Genomic DNA, 24,003 nt, shown 5'->3' with positions numbered 1-24,003 from the left:
CTGCATAGTTAAATGCTTCAGCGAATCCTCTATTTGCTAAAACTGTTGTTATAGCTGCTGTTAATGTTGTCTTACCATGGTCTACGTGACCGATTGTTCCAATGTTAACGTGTGGTTTACTTCTTTCAAATTTTGCCTTTGACATTGTAAATTCCTCCCTTATTTTGTAAATATTATAAATAAATGTTTTTTCTATATAATTATGTATAAGAAAAGCTTATGCTTTCTTTAACATACTATTTTTTTCTTTCTCCAGCAACTTTCTCTTGAATGCTCTTTGGAACTTCTTCATAATGGTCAAATACCATTGAATATGTTCCTCTACCTTGAGTTCTTGATCTTAAAGTTGTTGCATAACCAAACATTTCTGATAGTGGTACGAAAGCTCTAATTACTTGTGCACCATTTACAGCTTCCATTCCTTCTATTCTACCTCTTCTTGAGTTAATGTCTCCCATTACATCTCCCATATATTCTTCAGGAACTGTAACTTCAACTTTCATTGCAGGCTCTAATAATACTGGACTTGCTTTTTGCATAGCATTTTTAAATGCCATAGATCCAGCAATTTTAAATGCCATCTCAGATGAGTCAACCTCATGGTATGATCCATGAACTAACTTAACTTTGAAGTTTATAACTGGATATCCAGCAATTATACCATTTTTTGATGCTTCTTGAATTCCATTATCAACAGCTGGAATATATTCTCTTGGAATAGCTCCTCCAACAACTGCATTTTCAAATACATATTCACCTTCAGTTGGTTCCATTTCAATAACACAATGTCCATATTGACCTTTACCACCTGACTGTTTAGCATACTTAGCTTCAGCTTTAACTGCTGATCTGATAGTCTCTTTGTAAGCAACTTGTGGTGCACCAACGTTACACTCAACTTTGAATTCTCTTGTTAATCTATCAACAATGATTTCTAAGTGAAGCTCACCCATACCAGCTATTATTGTTTGACCTGTTTCTTGATCAGTAAATGTTTTGAATGTTGGATCTTCTTCTGCTAACTTAGCTAAAGCTAATCCCATCTTCTCTTGACCAGCTTTTGTCTTTGGCTCTATAGCTACAGATATAACTGGCTCTGGAAATTCCATTGACTCAAGAACTATTGGGTCATTATCACAACATAAAGTATCACCTGTAGTTGTATTCTTTAATCCAATTACAGCTCCTAATTCTCCTGCTTCTAACTCTTGAACTTCTTCTCTAGTGTTAGCATGCATTTTAACTAGTCTACCAATTCTTTCTTTTTTACCTTTAGTTGAGTTTAACACATATGAACCACTTTGCATAATTCCTGAATAAACTCTTGTAAAGGCTAATTTTCCAACAAATGGATCTGTAGCAATCTTGAATGCTAAAGCTGCCATTGGAGCTGAGTCTGAAGCTTCTCTTGATGCTTCTTCTCCCTCTAAAGTTGTACCTTTAACTGCAGGTATATCTAATGGTGATGGTAAGAAATCAACAACACCATCAATCATTTGTTGAACACCTTTATTTTTATATGATGAACCACATATACATGGTACTATTTCATTAGCTATTGTAGCTTTTCTTAAAGCAACTTTTAACTCTTCAAGAGTTAATTCTTCACCTTCTAAGTATTTCATCATTAATTCTTCATCAGTTTCAGCAATTGCTTCAATCATAGCTGATCTATATTCTTCTGCTTGATCTGCTAAATCTGCTGGAATTTCTTCAACTCTAACATCTTTTCCTAAATCATCATAGAACATTATAGCTTTATTTGTCATAAGATCAATCATTCCTTTGAATTGATCTTCTGCTCCTACTGGAATTTGAATCGGAACTGCATTTGCTTTTAATCTATCTCTTACAGTATTTATACATCTGAAGAAATCAGCACCTGTAGCATCCATTTTATTTACATATATCATTCTTGGAACACCATATTTATCTGCCTGTCTCCAAACAGTTTCAGTTTGTGGTTCAACACCACTTTTAGCGTCAAGAACTGTTACTGCTCCGTCAAGAACTCTTAATGATCTCTCAACCTCAACAGTGAAATCTACGTGCCCTGGAGTATCAATTATGTTTAATTCATAATCATGCCAGAAACAAGTTGTTGCAGCTGAAGTAATTGTTATACCTCTCTCTTGTTCTTGAACCATCCAGTCCATTGTAGCTGCACCTTCATGAACTTCTCCTATTTTATGACTTCTACCAGTATAGAATAATATACGCTCAGTAGTTGTTGTTTTACCAGCATCTATATGAGCCATTATTCCAAAATTACGGAATTTCTCTAATGGATATTTTCTAGCCATTTTAATTTCCTCCTCTCAACATAATAGTTTTTTAAATTCGACAAAACTGCTTTGGCAAGCCAAAACAGTTTTGAATATTATTAGTATCTGTAATGAGCAAATGCTTTATTAGCTTCAGCCATTTTATGAGTATCTTCTCTCTTCTTAACAGCTGCTCCAGTATTATTAGCTGCATCCATTAATTCTGCTGCTAATCTTTCTCTCATATACTTTTCGCCTCTTTTTGAAGCTGCCATAAGAATCCATCTAAGACCTAGAGTCTGTCTTCTCTCTGCTCTAACTTCGATTGGTACTTGGTAGTTAGCTCCACCTATTCTTCTAGCTTTAACTTCTAATAAAGGCATTACATTATTCATAGCTTCTTCAAATACTTCTATAGGCTCTTTACCTGTTTTATCTTGAATTATTTGGAAAGCATCGTAGCATATTTTTTGAGCTACTCCTTTTTTACCATCTTCCATTACGTTGTTTATTAATTTAGTAACAACTTTTGAACCGTAAACTGGATCTGGTAATACATCTCTTTTTGCAATATGTCCTTTTCTTGGCACTTTTCTTCCCTCCTTAACAATTTTAGTTTAAGTTCATCGGTACTCGACATAACTTACTATTTTTGTCGCAAAGTGCTTGCTTCATAAATCTATATAAACTTAAAATAATCTATTTAAATTTGAAGACACAGCACTTAAACTAAGTTTAAGCAACTATTACTTTTGCTTTGGTTTCTTAGCACCGTACTTTGATCTTCCTTGCATTCTGTTAGCTACTCCAGCTGAGTCTAAAGCTCCTCTTACTATATGGTATCTAACACCAGGAAGGTCCTTAACTCTTCCACCTCTTATAAGAACAACGCTATGCTCTTGTAAGTTGTGACCTACACCAGGAATGTAAGCTGTTACTTCGTATCCATTTGTTAATCTTACTCTTGCAATTTTTCTTAACGCTGAGTTAGGTTTCTTTGGAGTTGTTGTTTTAACTACTGTACAAACTCCTCTTTTTTGTGGACACTCTTTAAGTGCTGGCGCAGTTGATTTTGATGCTACTGTCTTTCTGCCTTTTCTTACTAATTGGCTTATAGTTGGCATACTTTCACCTCCTGATAAATTTTATTTAACTATCTATATTAATTATTAGATGTTAACAATCTTATTCTAGTACTAATGCTGTGGCAGCTTTTACTTCAATACCACACATTGATCCTAATATTTTCATTGTTTCAACATATTTTACTGGCATTCCACTTTCTTCCGCTATTTTTATTAATGGTAAAACTAATTTTTCATCTGCATCTTTAGCTACATATAAACAAATACCTTCACCATTTTTAATAGCTTTACTAGATTGTTTTATCCCAATAACTTTTTTTCCTAAAAGTCTGTCTATCATGAGATCCCTCCTTGATATGAATAATCATGTAGACAAGTTAATCCCTTAGTACTTTGTTAAATCACACAAACTGTATTTTATCATTTAAGACTATTACTGTCAATAAATTTAAAATTTAATTTTTTTATTCTTCTAAAGCATTTGCTGTTTCTTTTTCAACAATATCGCTTTCTGTGTTAAGTTTAACTGATCTATATCTTAACATTCCTGTACCTGCTGGAATTAACTTACCAATAATAACATTTTCTTTTAAACCAACAAGTGGATCAACTTTTCCTTTAATAGCTGCATCAGTAAGAACTCTTGTAGTCTCTTGGAATGATGCTGCTGATAAGAAACTATCAGTTGCAAGAGCTGCTTTTGTTATACCTAAAAGAACTGCTTCTCCAGTTGCTTTTTCTCCTCCAAAAGCTTCAACCCTAGAATTTTCTTCTTCAAAATCAAAAATATCAATCATTACACCTGGTAATAAATCAGTATCTCCTGATTCTGAAACTTTTATCTTTCTAGTCATTTGTCTTACTACAACTTCTAAGTGCTTATCGTTAATATCAACCCCTTGAAGTCTATAAACTTTTTGAACTTCTGAAAGTAAATATTCTCTTGCTCCATCTACACCTTTAATATTCATTATATCATGTGGATTAACTGAACCTTCTGTAATTTCATCTCCAGCTTCTATTATATCACCATCATGAACCTTTAATCTTGATCCAAATGGTATATCATAACTATATTCTTCACCAGTTCCTGACATTACATAAACTGTTCTTTTCTTTTTAGTTTCTTCCACTTTAACAGTACCAGCAATTTCACTTACTATTGCTAATCCTTTTGGTTTTCTTGCTTCAAATAACTCTTCAACCCTTGGAAGACCTTGAGTTATATCTGCTCCAACAACTCCACCTGTATGGAATGTTCTCATTGTAAGCTGTGTTCCTGGTTCTCCTATTGACTGTGCTGCTACTATACCAACTGCTTCACCTATATTTATTTTATGAGCTGTTGCCATGTTCATACCATAACATTTTGAACATACACCAATTTTAGAAGCACATGTAAATACTGATCTTATTTTAACTTTCTTAATACCTGTATTAGTTATTTTTTCAGCTAACATAGAATCCATATATGTGTCTCTAGATGCTAAAACTTCACCAGTTTTTGGATGCAAAACATCTTCTGCTGTATATCTTCCTGTTAATCTTTCTGCTAATCCTTCTATAGTTTCATTTCCTTCTTTTATTTCTGAAACATATAAACCGTCTTTAGTTCCACAATCTTCTTGTCTAACTATAACATCTTGGCTTACATCAACAAGTCTTCTTGTTAAGTATCCTGAATCTGCAGTTTTAAGAGCTGTATCTGCATTACCTTTTCTAGCTCCATGAGTTGATATAAAGTACTCAAGTACATCTAGACCCTCTCTAAATGAAGCTCTAATTGGTAATTCGATAATCTTTCCTGATGGACTTGCCATCAGACCTCTCATACCTGCTAACTGTTTAATCTGTGATTTAGAACCTCTGGCTCCCGAATCAGCCATCATGAATATAGGATTGAATTTATCCAAACTATTCATAAGCGTATTCGCAACTTCTTCAGTAGTATCAGTCCACTTTTCTATAACTCTTTCATATCTTTCTTCTTCAGATATAAGACCTCTTCTATACATTTTTTCTATTTTATCTACTGTTTCATCTGCATCTTTTAATAATTCATATTTCTTTTGAGGAACTATCATATCAGATGCTGCTACTGTTACAGCTCCAATAGAAGAATAATGATATCCTGTAGCCTTTATATTATCAAGCATTATAGATGTTTTTGTAGGACCATGCTTTAAATAACATTTATCTATTATTTTTCCTAATGACTTTTTAGTTATTAAGAAATCTATCTCTAATTTAAATAAATCTTCAGGATTTTCTCTATCTATAAATCCTAAATCTTGTGGTATAGCTTCATTAAAAATTATTAAACCTGGAGTAGTTTTTATTATACCTGATTTTACTTCTCCATTAATTTTTCTTTTAACTTTCACATTAATCTTAGCATGAATATCTATTTCTTTTAACTGATAAGCCATTATAGCTTCATCTAATGATGAAAAGCTTCTACCTTCTCCTCTAGCATTATCTTTATCCATTGTTAGATAATATGATCCTAAAATCATATCCTGCGTAGGTACACAAACTGGCTTACCATCTGAAGGCTTTAATATATTACCTGCAGCTAGCATTAAAAATCTTGCTTCTGCTTGTGCTTCCACTGATAAAGGAACGTGAACTGCCATTTGGTCTCCATCGAAATCTGCATTGTATGCTGTACAAACAAGCGGATGAAGCTTTATAGCTCTACCTTCAACTAAAATTGGTTGGAATGCTTGAATTCCTAATCTGTGTAAAGTAGGTGCTCTATTAAGAAGAACTGGATGATCTGCAATAACTTCTTCAAGTACATCCCATACTTGAGGCATTACTCTTTCTACCATTCTCTTAGCACTCTTTATATTATGAGCTATTCCATCTTCAACTAATTTTTTCATTACAAAAGGCTTGAATAACTCTAATGCCATTTCCTTAGGTAAACCACATTGATACATTTTTAATTCTGGTCCAACAACTATAACAGATCTACCAGAATAATCAACCCTTTTACCAAGAAGGTTTTGTCTAAATCTACCTTGCTTACCTTTAAGCATATCTGATAATGATTTAAGTGGTCTATTTCCTGGACCTGTTACTGGTCTTCCTCTTCTACCATTATCAATTAATGCATCTACAGCTTCTTGAAGCATTCTTTTTTCATTTCTTACTATTATATCAGGCGCTCCAAGATCTAATAATTTTTTAAGTCTATTATTTCTATTTATAACTCTTCTATATAAATCATTTAAATCAGATGTTGCAAATCTTCCACCATCTAATTGAACCATTGGTCTTAAATCTGGCGGTATAACTGGAATAACATCAACAATCATCCATTCAGGTTTATTACCTGATTTTCTGAATGATTCTACAACTTCTAATCTTCTTATTATTCTTACTTTCTTTTGACCAGTACTTTGTTTTAAATCTTCTTTAAGCTCTACTGAACCTCTTTCTAAATCAATTTCAGATAATAATGTTTGAATAGCTTCCGCTCCCATTCCTGCAATAAAGCTACCTTCACCAAATTTATCACATGCTTCTCTATATTCTTTTTCATTAAGAAGTTGCTTCTTTAATAAAGAAGTTTCTTTAGGATCTATAACTATATAAGAAGCAAAGTATAAAACTTTTTCTAAAGCTCTAGGTGACATATCAAGAATTAATCCCATTCTTGAAGGAATACCTTTAAAATACCAAATATGAGATACTGGTGCAGCTAATTCTATGTGTGCCATTCTCTCTCTTCTAACTTTAGATTTAGTTACTTCAACACCACATCTATCACAAACTATTCCTTTGTATCTTACTCTCTTATATTTACCACAGTGACATTCCCAGTCTTTCATTGGTCCAAATATTCTTTCACAGAATAGACCATCTCTTTCAGGCTTTAATGTTCTATAATTTATAGTTTCAGGTTTCTTAACTTCTCCTCTAGACCACTCTCTAATTTGTGCTGGAGATGCTAGCCCTATTTGTAAAGCATCAAAATTATTTAACTCAAACAAGGGTGTGTCCTCCCTTCATAATTTAATGTTTGTTCTTAAAGATTCCCCCACTTAATAAGTGGGGGATATTGTATTGTTTAGTTAAAATCATCTAATTCTAAATCGCCAGTAAGATCTTCTAAGTCAAGATTATCATAATCTATTTCTTCTTCTACTTCTTCTACTGGAATATATGCATTATTTTCTTCTGATGTTTTAGGTAACACTTCTTCTGTTCCCTCTATGTTAACATCTAAATCTTCTATCTCTTCTTCAACAAACTCTTTTAACTTAACTTCTTCCTTATCATCATTTAATACCTTAACATCTAAACATAATGCTTGAAGTTCTTTTATAAGAACTTTAAATGATTCAGGAACTCCTGGTTCAGGAATATTTTCACCTTTAACAATTGCTTCATAAGTCTTAACTCTACCAACAACGTCATCTGATTTAACTGTAAGAATTTCTTGAAGTGTATGAGCTGCTCCATATGCTTCTAATGCCCAAACTTCCATCTCTCCAAATCTCTGACCACCAAATTGAGCTTTTCCTCCCAATGGCTGTTGTGTAACTAAAGAGTAAGGACCAGTTGATCTAGCATGAATTTTATCATCAACTAAGTGAGCAAGTTTTAAAATATACATAATACCAACTGTTACAGTATTATCAAACTCTTCACCAGTTCTACCATCTCTTAAAACTGTTTTTCCATTTGCATTATAGCCAGCATCTTCTAAACATTTCTCTATATCTTCTTCAGTTGCACCATCAAATACTGGTGTAGCTATATGCCACCCTAAAGCACTAGCTGCCCAACCTAAGTGAACTTCTAATACCTGACCAATATTCATACGTGATGGAACTCCTAAAGGATTTAAGCAGATTTGAAGTGGTCTTCCATCAGGTAAGAATGGCATATCTTCTTCTGGTAAAACTCTTGAGATAACCCCTTTATTACCATGACGTCCTGCCATTTTATCTCCAACTGATATCTTTCTCTTTTGAGCAATATAACATCTTACAAGTTCATTTACTCCTGGAGGTAAGTCATCTCCATTCTCTCTTGTAAAGACTTTTACATCAACTATTATACCAGCTTCTCCATGTGGTACTCTTAATGATGTATCTCTAACTTCTCTAGCTTTTTCACCAAATATAGCTCTAAGTAGTCTTTCTTCTGCTGTTAATTCAGTTTCACCTTTTGGTGTAACTTTTCCAACAAGAACATCTCCAGATCTTACCTCTGCTCCAATTCTTATTATTCCTCTTTCATCTATATCCTTTAAAGTATCTTCACTTACATTAGGAATATCTCTAGTTATCTCTTCAGGTCCTAACTTAGTATCTCTAGCTTCACATTCATACTCTTCTATATGGATTGAAGTAAATACATCTTCTCTTACTAATTCTTCTGAAATTAGCATAGCATCCTCATAGTTATAACCTTCCCAAGTAATGAATCCTATTCTTATATTCTTTCCTAAAGCTATTTCTCCTAAATCAGTAGATGGTCCATCAGATAATACTTGACCTTTAGTAACTTTTTCACCTTTAGACACTATAGGTCTTTGATTTATACATGTTCCTTGGTTACTTCTCTTAAACTTAAGAAGTCTATAAGTATCTGTACCACCATCTAAATCTCTTTTAACTCTTATTTCATTAGCACTTACATAAGTTACAGCACCATCATTTTTAGCTTTTGGTAAAACTCCTGAATCTACTGCAGCTTTATACTCAATTCCGGTTCCAACTATAGGTGCCTGTGGTTTTAATAAAGGAACTGCCTGACGTTGCATGTTTGATCCCATTAGAGCTCTTGATGCGTCGTCATTCTCTAAAAATGGTATCATAGCTGTTGCAACAGATACTAATTGTCTTGGAGAAACATCTATTAAGTCAACATCTTCTTTTGGTATAACTAATACTTCTCCTTTAGCTCTTACAGTAACCTTTTTATCTATAAAACGACCTTCTTCATCTAATGGCTCATTAGCCTGAGCTACTAGATATTGATCTTCTTCATCTGCAGTAAAATATCTTATTTCTTTTGTCGCTATTCCAGCTTCTTTATCTACTACTCTATATGGAGTTTCAATAAATCCATACTCATTAACCCTAGCATAAGTTGCTAATGAGTTAATAAGACCTATGTTCGGTCCCTCTGGTGTTTCTATAGGACACATTCTACCATAATGTGAATGGTGAACATCTCTTACTTCGAAACCAGCTCTTTCTCTTGAAAGCCCTCCAGGTCCAAGAGCTGATAATCTTCTCTTGTGAGTCAACTCTGATAATGGATTTGTTTGATCCATAAACTGTGATAATTGAGAACTTCCGAAAAACTCTTTTATAGATGCAGCAACTGGTCTTATATTAATTAATTGTTGTGGAGTTATAGTTTCTTGGTCTTGAATAGTCATTCTTTCTTTAACTACTCTTTCCATTCTTGATAAACCAATTCTAAATTGATTTTGTAAAAGTTCTCCAACACTTCTTAATCTTCTATTTCCTAAGTGATCTATGTCATCTACATATCCTATGGAATATGCTAACCCAATTTGATAACTTATAGTTGCAAATATATCATCTCTGATTATATGCTTTGGTATAAGTCTTGTTATGTTCTTTTTAATTTCTTCTTTTATAGTTGCTTCATCTGAGTAATTATCTAAAATTTCTTTTAATGTAGGATAGTGAACTAATTCTCTTATATTTAAATCTGATAAATCAAAATTCACACACTTATGTATATCTACAAAGTGATTTCCTATAACTCTTATTACTCTGTCTTCAACAACAACATCAACTGAATTTATACCTTTATTTTGAATTTCTTCTGCTTTAACTCTTGAAATTTTTTCACCTTTAACTACTAAAACTTCACCTGTTTCAGAATCAATTATATCTTCAGCTGCTATTTGATTAGCTATTCTTAAATTCAAAGCTAATTTTTTATTAAATTTATATCTTCCAACTCTTGATAAATCATATCTCTTAGCATCAAAGAATAGAGAATCAATTAATGAAATAGCACTATCAACAGTAGGTGGCTCACCCGGTCTTAATCTTTTATAGATTTCTAATAGTGCTTCTTCCTTAGTCTTAGTATTATCTTTCTCTATTGTAGCTTTGAATCTTTCTTCTTCACCAAAATAGTCTAACAATTCTTGGTCACTACCAAATCCCATAGCTCTACCAAGAATACTTATAGGAAGTTTTCTTGTTTTATCTATTCTTACATAAATAACATCATTAGAATCTGTTTCATATTCTAACCATGCACCTCTATTAGGTATTACTGTTGCTGAGAACAGCTTTTTACCAGTTTTGTCTACATTATAATTGTAATAAACTCCTGGTGATCTTACTAACTGGGAAACAATAACTCTTTCGGCACCGTTAATTATAAAAGTTCCTTGCTCTGTCATTAATGGGAAATCTCCCATAAATACCTCTTGTTCCTTAATTTCACCAGTCTCTTTGTTTTGTAATCTTACTGCTACTTTTAATGGTGCAGCATAAGTAGCATCTCTTTCTTTACACTCTTCAACTGAATATTTTGTGTTTTCCATATCTAGAGTATAACCTACGAATTCAAGCACAAGATTTCCAGTAAAGTTTGATATAGGATTTATATCATCAAAAACTTCATGGAGCCCTTCTTTTAGAAACCAATTATAAGAATCTAATTGTACTTCAATTAAATTTGGCATTTCTGCTACTTCTTTTACTTTTCCAAAACTCATTCTCGTTCTTTTTCCAACTTGGACAGGATGTACCATCAACTTTCACCCCTTGTATAAACTAAAATAACCAAAAACATAATTTCCCTAAGGACCTATGCTTTCGGATTGCATACAATATCATCTTTTTAGTATAACCAGTTTTTACTGTACTATACATAAAAATACATATTAAAAAAATACTATCACTTAATAGTACATTTATTTATACTATCATACAGTTAACATATTGTCAACACGCTATAAAGCTTTAAATCTTAACGTTCTTTAACTCTTTCGTGAAAAAAAGAGGCACTTAAAAAGTACCTCTCCTATTTTAAAAGTTAATTATTTAACTTCTACTTCTGCTCCAACTTCAGATAATTTAGCTTTGATTTCTTCAGCTTCTTCTTTAGAAACAGCTTCTTTTAATGTTTTAGGAGCTCCGTCAACTATTTCTTTAGCTTCTTTTAAGCCTAATCCAGTTAACTCTCTAACAACTTTGATAACTTTTATTTTGTTAGCACCAGCGCTAGCTAATACTACATCAAATTCAGTTTTTTCTTCAGCAGCAGCACCTGCAGCAGCTCCAACAACAGCTACTGGAGCAGCAGCGCTTACACCAAACTCCTCTTCACAAGCCTTAACTAACTCGTTTAATTCTAAAACAGTCATACCTTTTATAGCTTCTATAATTTGCTCTTTTGTCATGATTAGCACCTCCGAATTTTCTTTCCTATTTAATTAATTATTTATTTTATTTTATTTTATTCAGCAGATTCTGATTCTTTCTTGTCTGCTATTGCACTTAATAAGTATGCAAAATTTGATACTGGAGCTTGGAAGCTTCCAAGAAGTTGTGCAAGTAACACTTCTCTTGAAGGAATTGATGCAAGTTGTTTAACTTTTTCAGCATCAAATATTTCTCCATCAACGATACCTGCTTTTAACTCAAGCTTTTTATTTTCCTTAGCGAAATCGTTAAGGATTCTTGCAGCAGCTGTAGCATCCTCGTATCCAAATGCTATTGAAACTGGACCTTCTAAAAATGGAACTATTCCTTCGTGTCCTAATTCTTTAGCAGCTAGAGTAACTAATGTGTTTTTGTAAACTTTGTACTCAACACCTGCTTCTCTTAAGCTTTTTCTTAACTTAGTATCTTGTTCAACAGTTAATCCTTGATAGCTTGCAAGTATAACAGATTGAGCTTTCTCTAACTTCTCTCTGATTTCTGCAACCTTAGCTTCTTTTAATTGTCTGTTTTTATTCACTGTGTCCACCTCCTCACAGTTTAAAACTGCTTCATATATTAAGAAAAGTCTTCCCGTAGACATAGGAAGACTCATTACATACAATGTATTGAACCTCGGTAGGTTGATTTACGTTATGCTTTTGCACCTACTGTCTACGGAAACTTTATTTGCTTTTTTCAACAAGTGATATTTTATCACTTCACTTAAGTTATGTCAACTATTTTATTAAATTAAAATTAATCTAAAACTTTAGTTGGGTTAACTTTTGCTCCAGGTCCCATAGTAGCTGAAACTGAAACTGATTTAATGTATTGTCCTTTAGCTGCTGCTGGCTTAGCTTTTACTAAAGCATCCATTAAAGTTTTGAAGTTATCACTTAACTTTTCAACTCCAAAAGATTTCTTTCCGATTGGACAGTGAACTATAGCAGTTTTATCAACTCTATACTCAACTTTACCAGCTTTAATATCAGCTATAGCTTTAGCTACATCAAATGTAACTGTTCCTGATTTTGGGTTTGGCATTAATCCCTTTGGTCCTAATACCCTACCTAATCTTCCAACTACTCCCATCATATCTGGAGTAGCAACAACTACATCATAGTCAAACCAATTTTCTCCTTGGATCTTTTGAACTAATTCATCAGCTCCAACGAAATCTGCTCCTGCTGCTTCAGCCTCTTTAGCTTTTTCACCTTTAGCAAATACTAAAACTTTAACAGTTTTACCAGTTCCGTGTGGAAGAACTACTGCTCCTCTAACTTGTTGATCAGCATGTCTTGGGTCAACCCCTAATCTTACATGTAATTCAATAGTTTCATCAAATTTAGCTTTTGCAGTTTTAACAGCAAGCTCTAAAGCTTCTGCTGGAGTATATAATGCATTTCTATCTATTAATTTTGCACTTTCAACATATTTCTTTCCCATGAATATAATCCTCCTTCGTGGTATTAGCGGTTTTTACCTCCCACCGTTTTGTGTGAATAAATTATTCTACTACAGTAACTCCCATACTTCTAGCAGTTCCTTCTATCATGCTCATTGCACTTTCAATTGAAGCTGCATTTAAGTCAGGCATTTTTAATTCAGCAATTTTTCTAACTTGCTCTTTAGTTATACTTCCAACTTTAGTTCTATTTGGAACTCCTGAACCACTTTCGATTCCTAATTCTTTCTTTATAAGAACTGCAGCTGGTGGAGTTTTTAATATAAAGCTGAATGATCTATCTTGATATACAGTTATTACAACCGGTATTATTAATCCTGCTTGATTAGCAGTTTTTGCATTGAACTCTTTACAGAATCCCATTATATTTACACCATGTTGACCTAAAGCTGGTCCTACTGGTGGTGCTGGTGTTGCTTTCCCTGCAGGAAGTTGAAGTTTTATCATTCCTGTTACTTTCTTAGCCATGAGTTTGTTCCTCCTATACTGTGGTATTTTCGGACTTACGCCCTCCCACTTAATTAAGACGTTAGTCTGATTAATCTAATTTTTCTATTTGATTAAAATCTAGTTCAGCAAGAGTCTCTCTTCCGAACATATCAACTAAGGCTTTAACCTTATGTTTATCTGCAGTAATTTCTTGTACTGTTGCACTAAAGCCACTTAAAGCACCTGAAATTATATTTATTGTTTCTCCTACCTCCAAGTCTACATCTACAAAAGTCTGCATTACTCCCATAGATTCCACCTCTTCATCGGTAAGTGGAACAGGTTTAGATCCTGGTCCAACGAATCCAGTAACTCCTCTAGTATTTCTTACTACATACCAGGAATCATCTGTCATTAACATGTTAACTAAAACATACCCTGGAAATTTTTTCTTCAAAGTAGTTTTAACCTTACCATCTTTCTCTTCTGTACATTCTTCCATAGGAACTTGAATATCTAGAATCAAAGAATGAAGATTTCTATTTTCTATAGTTTTTTCAATATTAGCTTTTACTTTGTTTTCATATCCAGAATAAGTGTGTACAACGTACCATCTAGCTCTTTCACTCATATTCTATCTGGTGATTATTTCACCAAACCTCCCTTATATTATTTAAGTCCAAACACTAAATCAAAGAGGTTTTTAAAAATAAAGTCCATGCTACCTACTAGTAATATGAAAGCTATAGCAAATACAAATACAGCTAATACAGCTTTCTTAGTGTCTTCTTTAGAAGGCCAAGTTATTCTTTTAACTTCTGCCTTAACCTCTCTAAAAAATCTTGTTAAACTAAATCTTCTTTTAGACTCTTTAACATTTTGTTTTGCTGTCATAAATTCACATCCTTAACACCATTTATGTGTTCAAATTTAATTAATATAAAACTTAATTACTTAGTTTCTCTATGAAGAGTATGTGACTTACAGAACTTACAGTATTTGTTCATTTCTATTCTGTTAGGATCATTTTTCTTATTCTTCATTGTATTGTAATTTCTTTGTTTGCACTCTGTGCATGCTAAAGTTATTTTTACTCTCACGTCCAGCACCTCCAGTTTTATTATATATAAAATTAGTTTTACTTACTTTGTTTACTTATGTGTTACTAAACTACATTATCACAAATCCATAAAACTGTCAACAAATGTTGACTATGTAAAGGACTAGGTTAATTCACCCAGTCCTTTGTTTTAAATATATTTTAATAATAATTATTACTCTATTATGCTAGTAACAACTCCTGAACCTACAGTTCTTCCACCTTCTCTGATTGCGAATCTTAATCCCTCATCCATTGCTACTGGGTTGATTAATTCAACATTCATGTCTATGTGGTCTCCTGGCATTACCATTTCCATTCCTTCTGGTAATTTGATTGATCCAGTTACATCTGTTGTTCTGAAGTAGAATTGTGGTCTATATCCATCAAAGAATGGTGTATGTCTTCCACCTTCTTCTTTTTTAAGTACGTATACTTGACCTACAAATTTTCTATGTGGGTTTACTGATCCAACTTTTGATAAAACTTGACCTCTTTCGATATCAGTTCTTTGAACACCTCTTAATAATGCTCCTATGTTGTCTCCAGCTTGCGCCTCATCTAGTAACTTTCTGAACATTTCTATTCCTGTTACTACTGTTTTCTTTCTTTCATCAGTTAATCCGATTACTTCAACTTCGTCTCCTACGTGAAGTATTCCTCTTTCAACTCTTCCTGTTGCAACTGTTCCTCTACCAGTAATTGTGAATACATCTTCTACTGGCATTAAGAATGGCTTATCTGTTGCTCTTTCTGGTGTTGGAATGTAGCTATCTACTGCTTCCATTAACTCTAAGATTGGTGCTATTGAAGCTTCATCTGTTGGGTTCTCTAATGCTTTTAATGCTGAACCTTTTATTACTGGTATATCGTCTCCTGGGAAGTTGTACTCGCTTAATAACTCTCTAACTTCCATTTCTACTAATTCTAATAACTCTTCGTCATCTACCATATCTGCTTTATTTAAGAATACTACGATATAGTCAACTCCTACTCTTGATGCAAGTAAGATATGCTCTCTTGTTTGAGGCATTGGACCATCTGCTGCTGAACAAACTAATATTGCTCCATCCATTTGTGCTGCTCCTGTTATCATGTTCTTAACATAGTCAGCATGTCCTGGACAATCAACGTGTGCATAGTGTCTATTATCTGTTTGATACTCAACGTGTGCTGTGTTGATTGTTATTCCTCTTTCTTTCTCCTCTGGAGCTTTATCTATATCTGCATAGTTAAATGCTTCAGCGAATCCTCTATTTGCTAAAACTGTTGTTATAGCTGCTGTTAATGTTGTCTTACCATGGTCTACGTGACCGATTGTTCCAATGTTAACGTGTGGTTTACTTCTTTCGAATTTTGCCTTTGACATTGTAATTTCCTCCTTAAAATCAAATAAACTCTGCCTAGCGTGTTGTGAATTCCATTTTTTGGAGCTCACGATCGGGATTGAACCGACGACCTCCGCCTTACCAAGGCGACGCTCTGCCGACTGAGCTACGTGAGCAACTTCAAAATTTATTCAATTTATTCCTTATACCATAAAAATTTTACTACTAATAAATTTCTTTGTCAATATTTTTTAACAAATGATTTATTTAATATTTAAACACTTTTCTAGCTTTCTTTTAACTCTTTGTAAAGCATTATCAATAGATTTAGCATGTCTGTCTAAATCGCATGCTATTTCTTGATAACTCTTTCCATCTAAATAAGAATTTAAAACTTCTAATTCTAATTCTGAAAGAACTTTTTCAATTTCTTTCTCTATGTGTTGAACTTCTTCTTTACTTATAATAACTTCTTCTGGATCAGTAATTGTTAAACCTTCTAAAACATCTAACAAAGTTCTGTCAGACTCCTCTTCATACATAGGCTTGTTTAATGAAACGTATGTATTTAATGGAATATGCTTTTGTCTTGTAGCTGTTTTTATAGCTGTTATAATTTGTCTTGTTATACATAATTCTGCAAATCCTTTAAAAGAAGCTAATTTATTAGGATTAAAATCTCTAATAGCCTTATATAAACCTATCATCCCTTCTTGATAAATATCTTCTTTATCTGCACCTATTAAAAAATATGATTTTGCTTTTGCTTTAACAAATTGCTCATATTTATTAATAATATATTCTAAAGCTCTTTCATTTCCACCTTTTGCTATAATAACAATTTTTTCATCTGATTCTACTAAAGGGTCAAAACTATTAGTTAATACTCGTTTATTACTCACTATACCCCCCCTTAAACCATAAATATTCTAGATTAAACTATCCTTTTGTATTATTTACTTTTTCTAATTTCATCTAATTTTTTAAAGACTTCTCCTGTTAAGCTGTCTCCAAGAAAATTTTTATTTGTAGATAATTTATTAATCTCTGATTTTTTTCTAATTTTTTCCTCTACCTTTATAACTTCATGATAGAATTCTAAAGAGGACATTCTTATAGCTCCTCTTTGAAATATTGTTTGTTGCTCTAACCAATCGGATGTAACAACTGTAACTTCTATTTTTTTCCCTATGTCATTAACCATTCTCTCTATATAAGCATCTGCTGTTTCTCCATCTTTTGTAAAAACCGTGATAATTTGTCCGGTTATATCTTTTTTTTCTAAGCTACCTGTAACCTTATGTGCATCAAAAACTACATGTATTTCACAATTATCATAATAAGCATAGTTTTCCATAATATCAGCTAATTTCTTTCTAGCAGATTCATAACTATATTTTTTTATTGTCTTTAAATTAGGCCAACTATTTATAACATTATATCCATCAACAAAAATAACCTTCACATATATCACTCTTTTTCTATTTTCTTATTCTAGACTTTAATACTTCATACATCATTATACCACCTGCAACCGAAGCATTTAAAGAGTTTATTTTTCCAACCATAGGAATTTTAACTAATTTGTCACATTTACTTTTAGTTAATTTAGACATTCCTTTTCCTTCACTTCCTATAATGATAGCACAAGCACCTTGAAAATTTATTTCATAGCTATATTCATCTCCCATTATATCAGCACCATAAACCCATATATTTTTACTTTTTAATTCATCTATAACAGAATTTATATTTGTTACTTTAGCTATTTTAATATGTTCTATAGCTCCTACTGATGCTTTATACACAGTTCCTGTAACTCCTACATTTCTTCTTTTAGGTATTATTATGCCATGAACACCACATAATTCAGCTGTTCTTACTATAGAACCTAGATTATGAGGATCTTCTAATTCGTCTAAAATTATTATAAACGGAGATTCACCTCTTTTTTCAGCATATAAAAGTATATCTTCTACAGTTGAATACTTAAAAGGTGTTATTTGAGCAATAACTCCTTGATGAGCTCTTGTTTCACTCATAGAATCTAATTTTTTTCTATCAACTTCTTTAATTACTATTTTCTTTTCTTTTGCTAATGCTATTATTTTATTTATTGAACCTTCTAATTTTCCATTAGCTATAAATAATTGTTCTATGGTTTTATCAGTTTTTAATAATTCTATTACAGCATTTCTTCCTTCAACTAAATCTTCTCTATTTTTTACTTCATTAGTAGCTTCTCTATCAAATTTTTCTTTAAACATTTTATTTTGTTGTCTTACTAATTCACTTTTTTGTTTACGAGTTAAATTTCTAAATTTATTTTCTGACTTTGTCATAAGTATTCTCTCCTTAATTAATTGATTATTATTTTTTAAGATATAAACTTCTCATTTCCTTAACTTTTCCACAGCTCATAGATCCTTCTGGACATACTCCTGCAACACAACTCGGTCCTGATTTTTTAAATAGTATTGGTGCTACTTCTCTAACTTGATACACCATTTGTTTAGCTAATTCTCTAATTTCCCATTGAGCTCTTTCACAACATCTATGATGAAAAAAATTAATTAAACTTCTAGCATTCATAGTAAATACTACTTTAGTTTCACAAGCATTTGGAAATACATATCTTGCATCTTCTATAGCTTTTTTTTCTGCCATTTTATCATTAATACCTTGGCATATATATTTTTCCTTAAGTATTTTAGCTATTTCATCATAACTATTTTGACTTTCTTTCATAGCTTTTATAAATAAAATTTTAGCTTCTTCATTTTCCTCTATAGCAGGAGGAACTATATATTCAAATTGTTCTAACTTAACATATCTTTGACTTTGTTGAGAATATGACGCTATTCTATGTCTAACTAATTGATGAGTTAAACTTCTAGAAACTCCTTCTACTGCAAAAGTAAAGCTAACATGTTCAATAGGTGATGCATGCCCATAAGACATTAACATATTTAAAAATTTTTCTGTATTTTCTTCTGTTAATTTTTCCATTATATCATCTACCCCAACAGCACTGTAACAAAGTTTAGCTGCTGCTGCTATTGTTTTTTCAGGTTCTGGTGTATATTGTATTAATTTAACTTTTAAACTCATTTATAACTCTCCTAAACATTAATCTTTATTGCTTTAATTAGAATGTAATTTAATCTCTCTTCATTATTTGATAAATATAAATATCCAATTAATGCTTCAAAGCCTGTAGCATTTCTATAATCTCTAACATCTGCATTTTTAGGAACTGTTGCTGATTTAGCATTTCTTCCTCTTTTATATATATAATGTTCTTCTTCATTTAGGTCATCTTCTAAGAGCCTTATTATGTTACTTTGAGCTTTAGCTTTAACATATTGTATAGCTTTAATGTGAATTTTATGAGCAGATAAACCTACATTATCACTCAATATATAGTTTCTTATAAATAATTCATAAACTACATCACCAATTAATGCTAATTGTAATGGATTTAACATTCTTGCTTCATCCTTAGTAAATTGTTTAAATAATAAGTTATTTAGCATTTTCTCTCCTTTATTTTAATACTAAACCTATTTTCTTTAATATTTTAAGGTAATTAAGTATTACATTCAATAATTAATTTAGTCACTACATAATATATTTTAAATTTAAAAGAATGACTTGCAAAGAATTTCTTCATATGCAAGTCATAACCATTATATTTTTTTCCATCTAACTCCTTGAGGAGTATCTTCAAGAACAATACCTCTTGCTTTTAAATCATCTCTTATTTTATCAGCTAAAGCAAAGTCTTTATCTTTTCTAGCTTTTTGTCTTTGCTCTATTAATCCTTCTATTTCATCTTCAAGAGTTCCTTTTGTAGATTTTTGTAAAATTCCTAAAGGCATTCCTAATTCTCTTATTAAGCTTAAAGCTTCTTTTACTAACTCTTTAGAAGAATTTATTGTAATATTTGTATTTATATCTTTTATTAAATCAAATATAGCAGTAATAGCATCAGCTGTATTAAAATCATCATCCATTTTTTCTATGTATTTATTTTTATACTTTGATAATGATTCTAAATATTTTTTTTCTTCCTCATTTATTTCATCTCTAGAAACTTCAACTATTAAATTTTCTAAATTTCCTATAGTATTGTATATTCTTTCTACAGATGCTTTTGCAGAGTATAATAAATCTTCACTAAAATTAAGTTGTTGTCTATAATGTGCTGATAACATTAAAAATCTAATTACATCAGCATCAAACTTTTCTAATATTTCTCTTGCAGTAAAAAAATTATTTAATGATTTAGACATCTTTTCATTATTTACATTTACAAAGGCAGAATGTAACCAGTAATTTGAAAAAGATTTCCCAGTTAAAGCTTCACTTTGAGCTATTTCATTTTCATGATGAGGAAATGCTAAATCTGAACCTCCAGCATGTATATCTATAGTATCACCAAGAATCTTTTTAGCCATACATGAACATTCTATATGCCATCCAGGTCTTCCCATTCCCCACGGACTTTTCCAAGCTGGTTCTCCTGTTTTTTGTGCTTTCCAAATTGCAAAATCCATAGGATCTTGCTTTCTTTCATCTATGCTTATTCTTGCTCCTGACTGCAAATCTTCTATATTTTGCCCCGATAATTTTCCATAGCTATTAAACTTTTTAGTTGAAAAATAAACATCTCCATTTACTTCATAAGCATATCCTTTATTAACCAATTCCTTTACAAACTTTATAATATCACTAATATACTCTGTTGCTCTTGGATTAACAGAAGCTCTCTCTATATTTAAAGCATCTGCATCTTTATAATACTCTTTTATATATTTATCTCCGATTTCTTTAACTGTTGTATTTTCTTCGTTAGCTTTCTTAATCATTTTATCATCTATATCAGTAAAATTTTGAACAAAATCAACTTTAAAACCTCTATATTCAAAATATCTTCTTATAGTATCAAATACTATGAATGTCCTCCCATTACCTATATGAAAAAAATTATAAACGGTAGGACCGCATACATACATTTTCACTTCGCCATTAACTAATGGTTTAAACTCTTCTTTTTGTTTAGTTAGAGTATTATATACCTTAATCATTATTACCCCTCCTATTATTCTATAACTCTGAATATAATTTTAAGTATTTTGGATTGTTATTTTATTGAACCTTTAATCCTTCATTTAAAAATTCTTTTTTAATTTTAGTGAAGATTTCATCTGTATTAATTACTTCCATATCTCCACCTTTTCTTAACTTAAATTCTACTTGATTTTCCCCAATTTTTTTTCCAACAGTAATTCTCATAGGGATTCCCATAAGTTCCGCATCCTTGAATTTAACTCCTGCACGTTCATTTCTATCATCAAGTAAAACATCTATGCCTTTAGATCTTAAGTTTGTATATATTTCTTCTGCCGATTTAACTTGCTTTTCATCTTTAATATTAGCTACTATAATTGAAACATGATATGGCGCTACAGACAATGGCCATATTATTCCATTTTCATCATTATGCTGTTCTATTATTGAAGCCATAGTTCTAGTTACACCTATTCCATAACATCCCATAACAAAAGGCTTTGATTTTCCATCTTCATCTATAAATGTAGCATTCATAGCTTCTGAATATTTAGTTCCTAATTTAAAAATATGTCCTACTTCCGTTCCTCTAGCTATAGTAATTTCACATCCACAACAAGGGCATTTTTCACCAATTGTTATATTTCTATAATCGCCAACTTTACCCTGGAAATCTCTTTTAAAATTAACATTTTTCATATGATATCCTGTTTCATTAGCTCCAACTATAAAATTAAACATATTTGCAACTTCTTCATCAACTAATAATTCATCAACCTTTATCCCTATAGGACCTGCAAATCCAGTAATTGCTCCTGTAGCATTTTTCACTATTTCCTCATTAGCCATTTCTAATTCTATAACTTCACCTAAAGCATTAGCTACTTTTGTTTCATTTACTTCTCTATCTCCTCTAACCATAACTGCAACTACTTTATTATCTACTCTATAAATTAAAGTTTTTGCCATTTTTTTATTTGAACAATTAAAGAAATTTTTTAAATCTTCTATTGTTTTAATATTTGGTGTTTCTACTTTATTTAAATCTCTTAGCTCTTCTTTTTCTGCTAACTCTGGTGTAGCTATGGCTTTTTCTATATTAGCTGCATAATTACATGATGTACAGAAAACTACATCATCTTCTCCAACTTCTGATTTAACCATAAATTCAGCTGAATTTGAACCTCCTATTGCACCTGAATCAGCCTCTACACATTTAGCATCTAATCCACATCTATTGAATATTTTAACATACGCTTCATGCATTTTATCATATGATAAATCTAAACCTAATTGATCTTTATCAAAACTATAAGCATCTTTCATTACAAACTCTCTAGATCTCATTATTCCAAATCTTGGTCTTCTTTCATCTCTATATTTTGTTTGAATTTGATATAGATTAACTGGTAATTGTTTATATGATTTTATTTCATTTCTTGCTATATCCGTAAACACTTCTTCATGAGTTGGTCCTAAACAAAAATCTCTTTCATTTCTGTCTTTTACTCTAAACATTTCTGCTCCATAAGCTTCCCATCTACCTGACTCTTTCCAAAGTTCTGAAGGTATTAATGCAGATGCTAAAAATTCTTGTGCTCCAGCATTATTCATTTCTTCTCTTACTATATCTTCTATATTTTTTAATACTTTAAGACCTAATGGCATATAATTATAAATTCCAGCAGCCATTTTTCTCATCATACCAGATCTTAACATAAGTTTATGACTTGCTATTTCAGCTTCTGCTGGCACTTCTCTTAACGTTGATACTAACATATTTGACATTTTCATAATTCTACCTCCTAATATAACTTCCTATGAATATTAAAATTTATAAAAAAAAGCTCCCCTAAGAAAAAAATTCTTAGGGCGAGCATATATCGCGGTACCACCTAAATTTGTACTTTCATAATGATAACGGTATTTCACCGATTAGTTTTTTTCTATAACTCCGAAGTAGGTTCAAAACTTTATTGGAATCTTTCAGCCTTGGATTCACTCTCTGTATAAAATAGTTTCTACTAATCTTCTTCAACGCTTTACAAATATACATTTTTTACTTTTTTCATTATATCTATATAATCATACTATGTCAATAAAAGAAGTAAACTATTCTAAACTTTATAACTCTTTACAAATTCATTGCATAATATTAAATCTTCTGCTGTTGTAACTTTAATATTTTTATAATCACCTTCATAAAGATATACGTTATTTTTAAACATATCTACAGCCATTGTATCATCTGTTACTGTTTTAGATTCTTTTTTTATTTTTTCATGACAATCTAATATTATTTCATATTTAAAACACTGAGGTGTTTGAACTGCTACAAGTGAATTTCTTTTCGGTGTATCAATAGAAAAATTATGTTCATTTTTAATTTTGATTGTATCCTTAGGCACAACTCCTGGAGCTGCAGCACCAAATTCTCTAGCATACTTAATTCCATCATATATAATATTTAAATTTACAAATGGTCTTGCACCATCATGTATTAATACAATTTCACAATCATTTATAGATTTTAAAGCATTATATACTGAATCTTGTCTTTCTACTCCACCTTCAACTATCTTATGTATTTTAAAAGTAAATCTATTTAATATATTATTCTTAAAATAATCAATCTCTCTTTTAGGAAGAACTAATATTATTTCATCAATAATTGAACATTTTTCAAAAGCCTTTAATGTATAATATATTAAAGGTTTACCTTCAATTTCAATGAATTGTTTACTTATGTCTCCTCCCATTCTTTTTCCTTTTCCACCTGCTAATATTACACTTACTATTTTTCCCATAAAACTTACCTT

General features: G+C 31.5%; 23 protein-coding genes, 1 tRNA gene and 1 other annotated feature. All 24 genes read right to left on the bottom strand.

Going from position 1 to position 24,003, the window contains the following annotated elements; genetic code table 11:
- The coding region (locus GBZ86_RS01205) for a GTP-binding protein (RefSeq protein ID WP_234885102.1) at nt 1-145 on the bottom strand (145 nt) is incomplete at its 3' end.
- Between the two features lie 91 nt (nt 146-236).
- Nucleotides 237-2,303, bottom strand: a complete 2,067-nt coding sequence (gene fusA, locus GBZ86_RS01200) for an elongation factor G (protein WP_152886961.1) — start codon at nt 2,301-2,303, stop codon at nt 237-239.
- Nucleotides 2,304-2,383: 80 nt separating this feature from the next.
- On the bottom strand, nt 2,384-2,854 hold the full coding sequence (gene rpsG / locus GBZ86_RS01195; RefSeq protein WP_327443512.1) for a 30S ribosomal protein S7: 471 nt from the start codon (nt 2,852-2,854) through the stop codon (nt 2,384-2,386).
- A gap of 156 nt (nt 2,855-3,010) precedes the next feature.
- Nucleotides 3,011-3,388, bottom strand: a complete 378-nt coding sequence (rpsL, locus tag GBZ86_RS01190) for a 30S ribosomal protein S12 (protein ID WP_055260258.1) — start codon at nt 3,386-3,388, stop codon at nt 3,011-3,013.
- Nucleotides 3,389-3,449: 61 nt separating this feature from the next.
- Nucleotides 3,450-3,689, bottom strand: a complete 240-nt coding sequence (locus tag GBZ86_RS01185; protein WP_152886959.1) for a ribosomal L7Ae/L30e/S12e/Gadd45 family protein — start codon at nt 3,687-3,689, stop codon at nt 3,450-3,452.
- A gap of 124 nt (nt 3,690-3,813) precedes the next feature.
- Nucleotides 3,814-7,350, bottom strand: a complete 3,537-nt coding sequence (gene rpoC / locus GBZ86_RS01180) for a DNA-directed RNA polymerase subunit beta' (protein WP_152886957.1) — start codon at nt 7,348-7,350, stop codon at nt 3,814-3,816.
- A 77-nt stretch (nt 7,351-7,427) separates the two neighbouring features.
- Entirely contained in the window at nt 7,428-11,117 is a 3,690-nt protein-coding gene (gene rpoB / locus GBZ86_RS01175) for a DNA-directed RNA polymerase subunit beta (protein WP_152886955.1), read from the bottom strand.
- A 288-nt stretch (nt 11,118-11,405) separates the two neighbouring features.
- Nucleotides 11,406-11,768 carry a 50S ribosomal protein L7/L12 gene (gene rplL / locus GBZ86_RS01170; protein WP_152886952.1) on the bottom strand — a complete coding sequence of 121 codons (363 nt, stop codon included), beginning with the start codon at nt 11,766-11,768 and terminating at the stop codon, nt 11,406-11,408.
- Between the two features lie 56 nt (nt 11,769-11,824).
- On the bottom strand, nt 11,825-12,328 hold the full coding sequence (gene rplJ / locus GBZ86_RS01165; RefSeq protein WP_327443500.1) for a 50S ribosomal protein L10: 504 nt from the start codon (nt 12,326-12,328) through the stop codon (nt 11,825-11,827).
- A 31-nt stretch (nt 12,329-12,359) separates the two neighbouring features.
- Nucleotides 12,360-12,486: a sequence feature (ribosomal protein L10 leader region), on the bottom strand.
- A gap of 60 nt (nt 12,487-12,546) precedes the next feature.
- Entirely contained in the window at nt 12,547-13,236 is a 690-nt protein-coding gene (gene rplA, locus GBZ86_RS01160) for a 50S ribosomal protein L1 (RefSeq protein WP_152886948.1), read from the bottom strand.
- A gap of 61 nt (nt 13,237-13,297) precedes the next feature.
- Nucleotides 13,298-13,723, bottom strand: a complete 426-nt coding sequence (gene rplK / locus GBZ86_RS01155; RefSeq protein ID WP_152886946.1) for a 50S ribosomal protein L11 — start codon at nt 13,721-13,723, stop codon at nt 13,298-13,300.
- Between the two features lie 70 nt (nt 13,724-13,793).
- Complete coding sequence (nusG, locus tag GBZ86_RS01150) at nt 13,794-14,315, bottom strand: transcription termination/antitermination protein NusG (RefSeq protein WP_152886944.1); 522 nt, start codon at nt 14,313-14,315, stop codon at nt 13,794-13,796.
- A 38-nt stretch (nt 14,316-14,353) separates the two neighbouring features.
- Nucleotides 14,354-14,578 (bottom strand): preprotein translocase subunit SecE, encoded by a 225-nt coding sequence (secE, locus tag GBZ86_RS01145; protein ID WP_152886942.1) that lies wholly within the window; start codon nt 14,576-14,578, stop codon nt 14,354-14,356.
- A gap of 56 nt (nt 14,579-14,634) precedes the next feature.
- Complete coding sequence (gene rpmG, locus GBZ86_RS01140) at nt 14,635-14,784, bottom strand: 50S ribosomal protein L33 (protein ID WP_327443495.1); 150 nt, start codon at nt 14,782-14,784, stop codon at nt 14,635-14,637.
- A 174-nt stretch (nt 14,785-14,958) separates the two neighbouring features.
- On the bottom strand, nt 14,959-16,152 hold the full coding sequence (tuf, locus tag GBZ86_RS01135; RefSeq protein WP_152886940.1) for an elongation factor Tu: 1,194 nt from the start codon (nt 16,150-16,152) through the stop codon (nt 14,959-14,961).
- Nucleotides 16,153-16,211: 59 nt separating this feature from the next.
- Nucleotides 16,212-16,287: transfer RNA gene (locus GBZ86_RS01130), tRNA-Thr, on the bottom strand.
- Nucleotides 16,288-16,374: 87 nt separating this feature from the next.
- Nucleotides 16,375-17,013 carry an RNA polymerase sporulation sigma factor SigH gene (sigH, locus tag GBZ86_RS01125; protein ID WP_327443492.1) on the bottom strand — a complete coding sequence of 213 codons (639 nt, stop codon included), beginning with the start codon at nt 17,011-17,013 and terminating at the stop codon, nt 16,375-16,377.
- A 50-nt stretch (nt 17,014-17,063) separates the two neighbouring features.
- On the bottom strand, nt 17,064-17,576 hold the full coding sequence (locus GBZ86_RS01120) for an NYN domain-containing protein (RefSeq protein WP_327443490.1): 513 nt from the start codon (nt 17,574-17,576) through the stop codon (nt 17,064-17,066).
- A gap of 16 nt (nt 17,577-17,592) precedes the next feature.
- The gene (gene rlmB, locus GBZ86_RS01115; RefSeq protein ID WP_152886938.1) at nt 17,593-18,453 is read right to left on the bottom strand and encodes a 23S rRNA (guanosine(2251)-2'-O)-methyltransferase RlmB; all 861 of its coding nucleotides are present in this window, start codon (nt 18,451-18,453) and stop codon (nt 17,593-17,595) included.
- Between the two features lie 28 nt (nt 18,454-18,481).
- Nucleotides 18,482-19,222 carry an FAD-dependent thymidylate synthase gene (gene thyX / locus GBZ86_RS01110; protein WP_152886936.1) on the bottom strand — a complete coding sequence of 247 codons (741 nt, stop codon included), beginning with the start codon at nt 19,220-19,222 and terminating at the stop codon, nt 18,482-18,484.
- A gap of 11 nt (nt 19,223-19,233) precedes the next feature.
- On the bottom strand, nt 19,234-19,647 hold the full coding sequence (locus GBZ86_RS01105; RefSeq protein ID WP_152886934.1) for a Mini-ribonuclease 3: 414 nt from the start codon (nt 19,645-19,647) through the stop codon (nt 19,234-19,236).
- 153 nt (nt 19,648-19,800) lie between these two features.
- Nucleotides 19,801-21,198 (bottom strand): cysteine--tRNA ligase, encoded by a 1,398-nt coding sequence (cysS, locus tag GBZ86_RS01100; protein WP_327443515.1) that lies wholly within the window; start codon nt 21,196-21,198, stop codon nt 19,801-19,803.
- 64 nt (nt 21,199-21,262) lie between these two features.
- Nucleotides 21,263-22,978, bottom strand: a complete 1,716-nt coding sequence (locus tag GBZ86_RS01095; protein ID WP_152886930.1) for a proline--tRNA ligase — start codon at nt 22,976-22,978, stop codon at nt 21,263-21,265.
- Between the two features lie 323 nt (nt 22,979-23,301).
- Nucleotides 23,302-23,991, bottom strand: a complete 690-nt coding sequence (gene ispD / locus GBZ86_RS01090; RefSeq protein WP_152886928.1) for a 2-C-methyl-D-erythritol 4-phosphate cytidylyltransferase — start codon at nt 23,989-23,991, stop codon at nt 23,302-23,304.
- Nucleotides 23,992-24,003 lie beyond the last annotated feature (12 nt).

Source organism: Clostridium tarantellae (assembly GCF_009295725.1).
In the GTDB taxonomy this organism is placed as follows: domain Bacteria; phylum Bacillota; class Clostridia; order Clostridiales; family Clostridiaceae; genus Sarcina; species Sarcina tarantellae.
This window is presented reverse-complemented; position numbering and strand designations above follow the sequence as displayed.

What these genes read in the sequence shown, in the direction of transcription:
- GBZ86_RS01185 (WP_152886959.1), bottom strand. Translation starts at nt 3,689, where the DNA reads ATGATAGACAGACTTTTAGGAAAAAAAGTTATTGGGATAAAACAATCT.
- fusA (WP_152886961.1), bottom strand. Translation starts at nt 2,303, where the DNA reads ATGGCTAGAAAATATCCATTAGAGAAATTCCGTAATTTTGGAATAATG.
- GBZ86_RS01105 (WP_152886934.1), bottom strand. Translation starts at nt 19,647, where the DNA reads ATGCTAAATAACTTATTATTTAAACAATTTACTAAGGATGAAGCAAGA.
- rpsL (WP_055260258.1), bottom strand. Translation starts at nt 3,388, where the DNA reads ATGCCAACTATAAGCCAATTAGTAAGAAAAGGCAGAAAGACAGTAGCA.
- nusG (WP_152886944.1), bottom strand. Translation starts at nt 14,315, where the DNA reads ATGAGTGAAAGAGCTAGATGGTACGTTGTACACACTTATTCTGGATAT.
- ispD (WP_152886928.1), bottom strand. Translation starts at nt 23,991, where the DNA reads ATGGGAAAAATAGTAAGTGTAATATTAGCAGGTGGAAAAGGAAAAAGA.
- GBZ86_RS01095 (WP_152886930.1), bottom strand. Translation starts at nt 22,978, where the DNA reads ATGAAAATGTCAAATATGTTAGTATCAACGTTAAGAGAAGTGCCAGCA.
- rplA (WP_152886948.1), bottom strand. Translation starts at nt 13,236, where the DNA reads ATGGGAAAGAAATATGTTGAAAGTGCAAAATTAATAGATAGAAATGCA.
- rlmB (WP_152886938.1), bottom strand. Translation starts at nt 18,453, where the DNA reads ATGACAAAGTCAGAAAATAAATTTAGAAATTTAACTCGTAAACAAAAA.
- rplL (WP_152886952.1), bottom strand. Translation starts at nt 11,768, where the DNA reads ATGACAAAAGAGCAAATTATAGAAGCTATAAAAGGTATGACTGTTTTA.
- rplK (WP_152886946.1), bottom strand. Translation starts at nt 13,723, where the DNA reads ATGGCTAAGAAAGTAACAGGAATGATAAAACTTCAACTTCCTGCAGGG.
- secE (WP_152886942.1), bottom strand. Translation starts at nt 14,578, where the DNA reads ATGACAGCAAAACAAAATGTTAAAGAGTCTAAAAGAAGATTTAGTTTA.
- thyX (WP_152886936.1), bottom strand. Translation starts at nt 19,222, where the DNA reads ATGAGTTTAAAAGTTAAATTAATACAATATACACCAGAACCTGAAAAA.
- tuf (WP_152886940.1), bottom strand. Translation starts at nt 16,152, where the DNA reads ATGTCAAAGGCAAAATTCGAAAGAAGTAAACCACACGTTAACATTGGA.
- rpoB (WP_152886955.1), bottom strand. Translation starts at nt 11,117, where the DNA reads ATGGTACATCCTGTCCAAGTTGGAAAAAGAACGAGAATGAGTTTTGGA.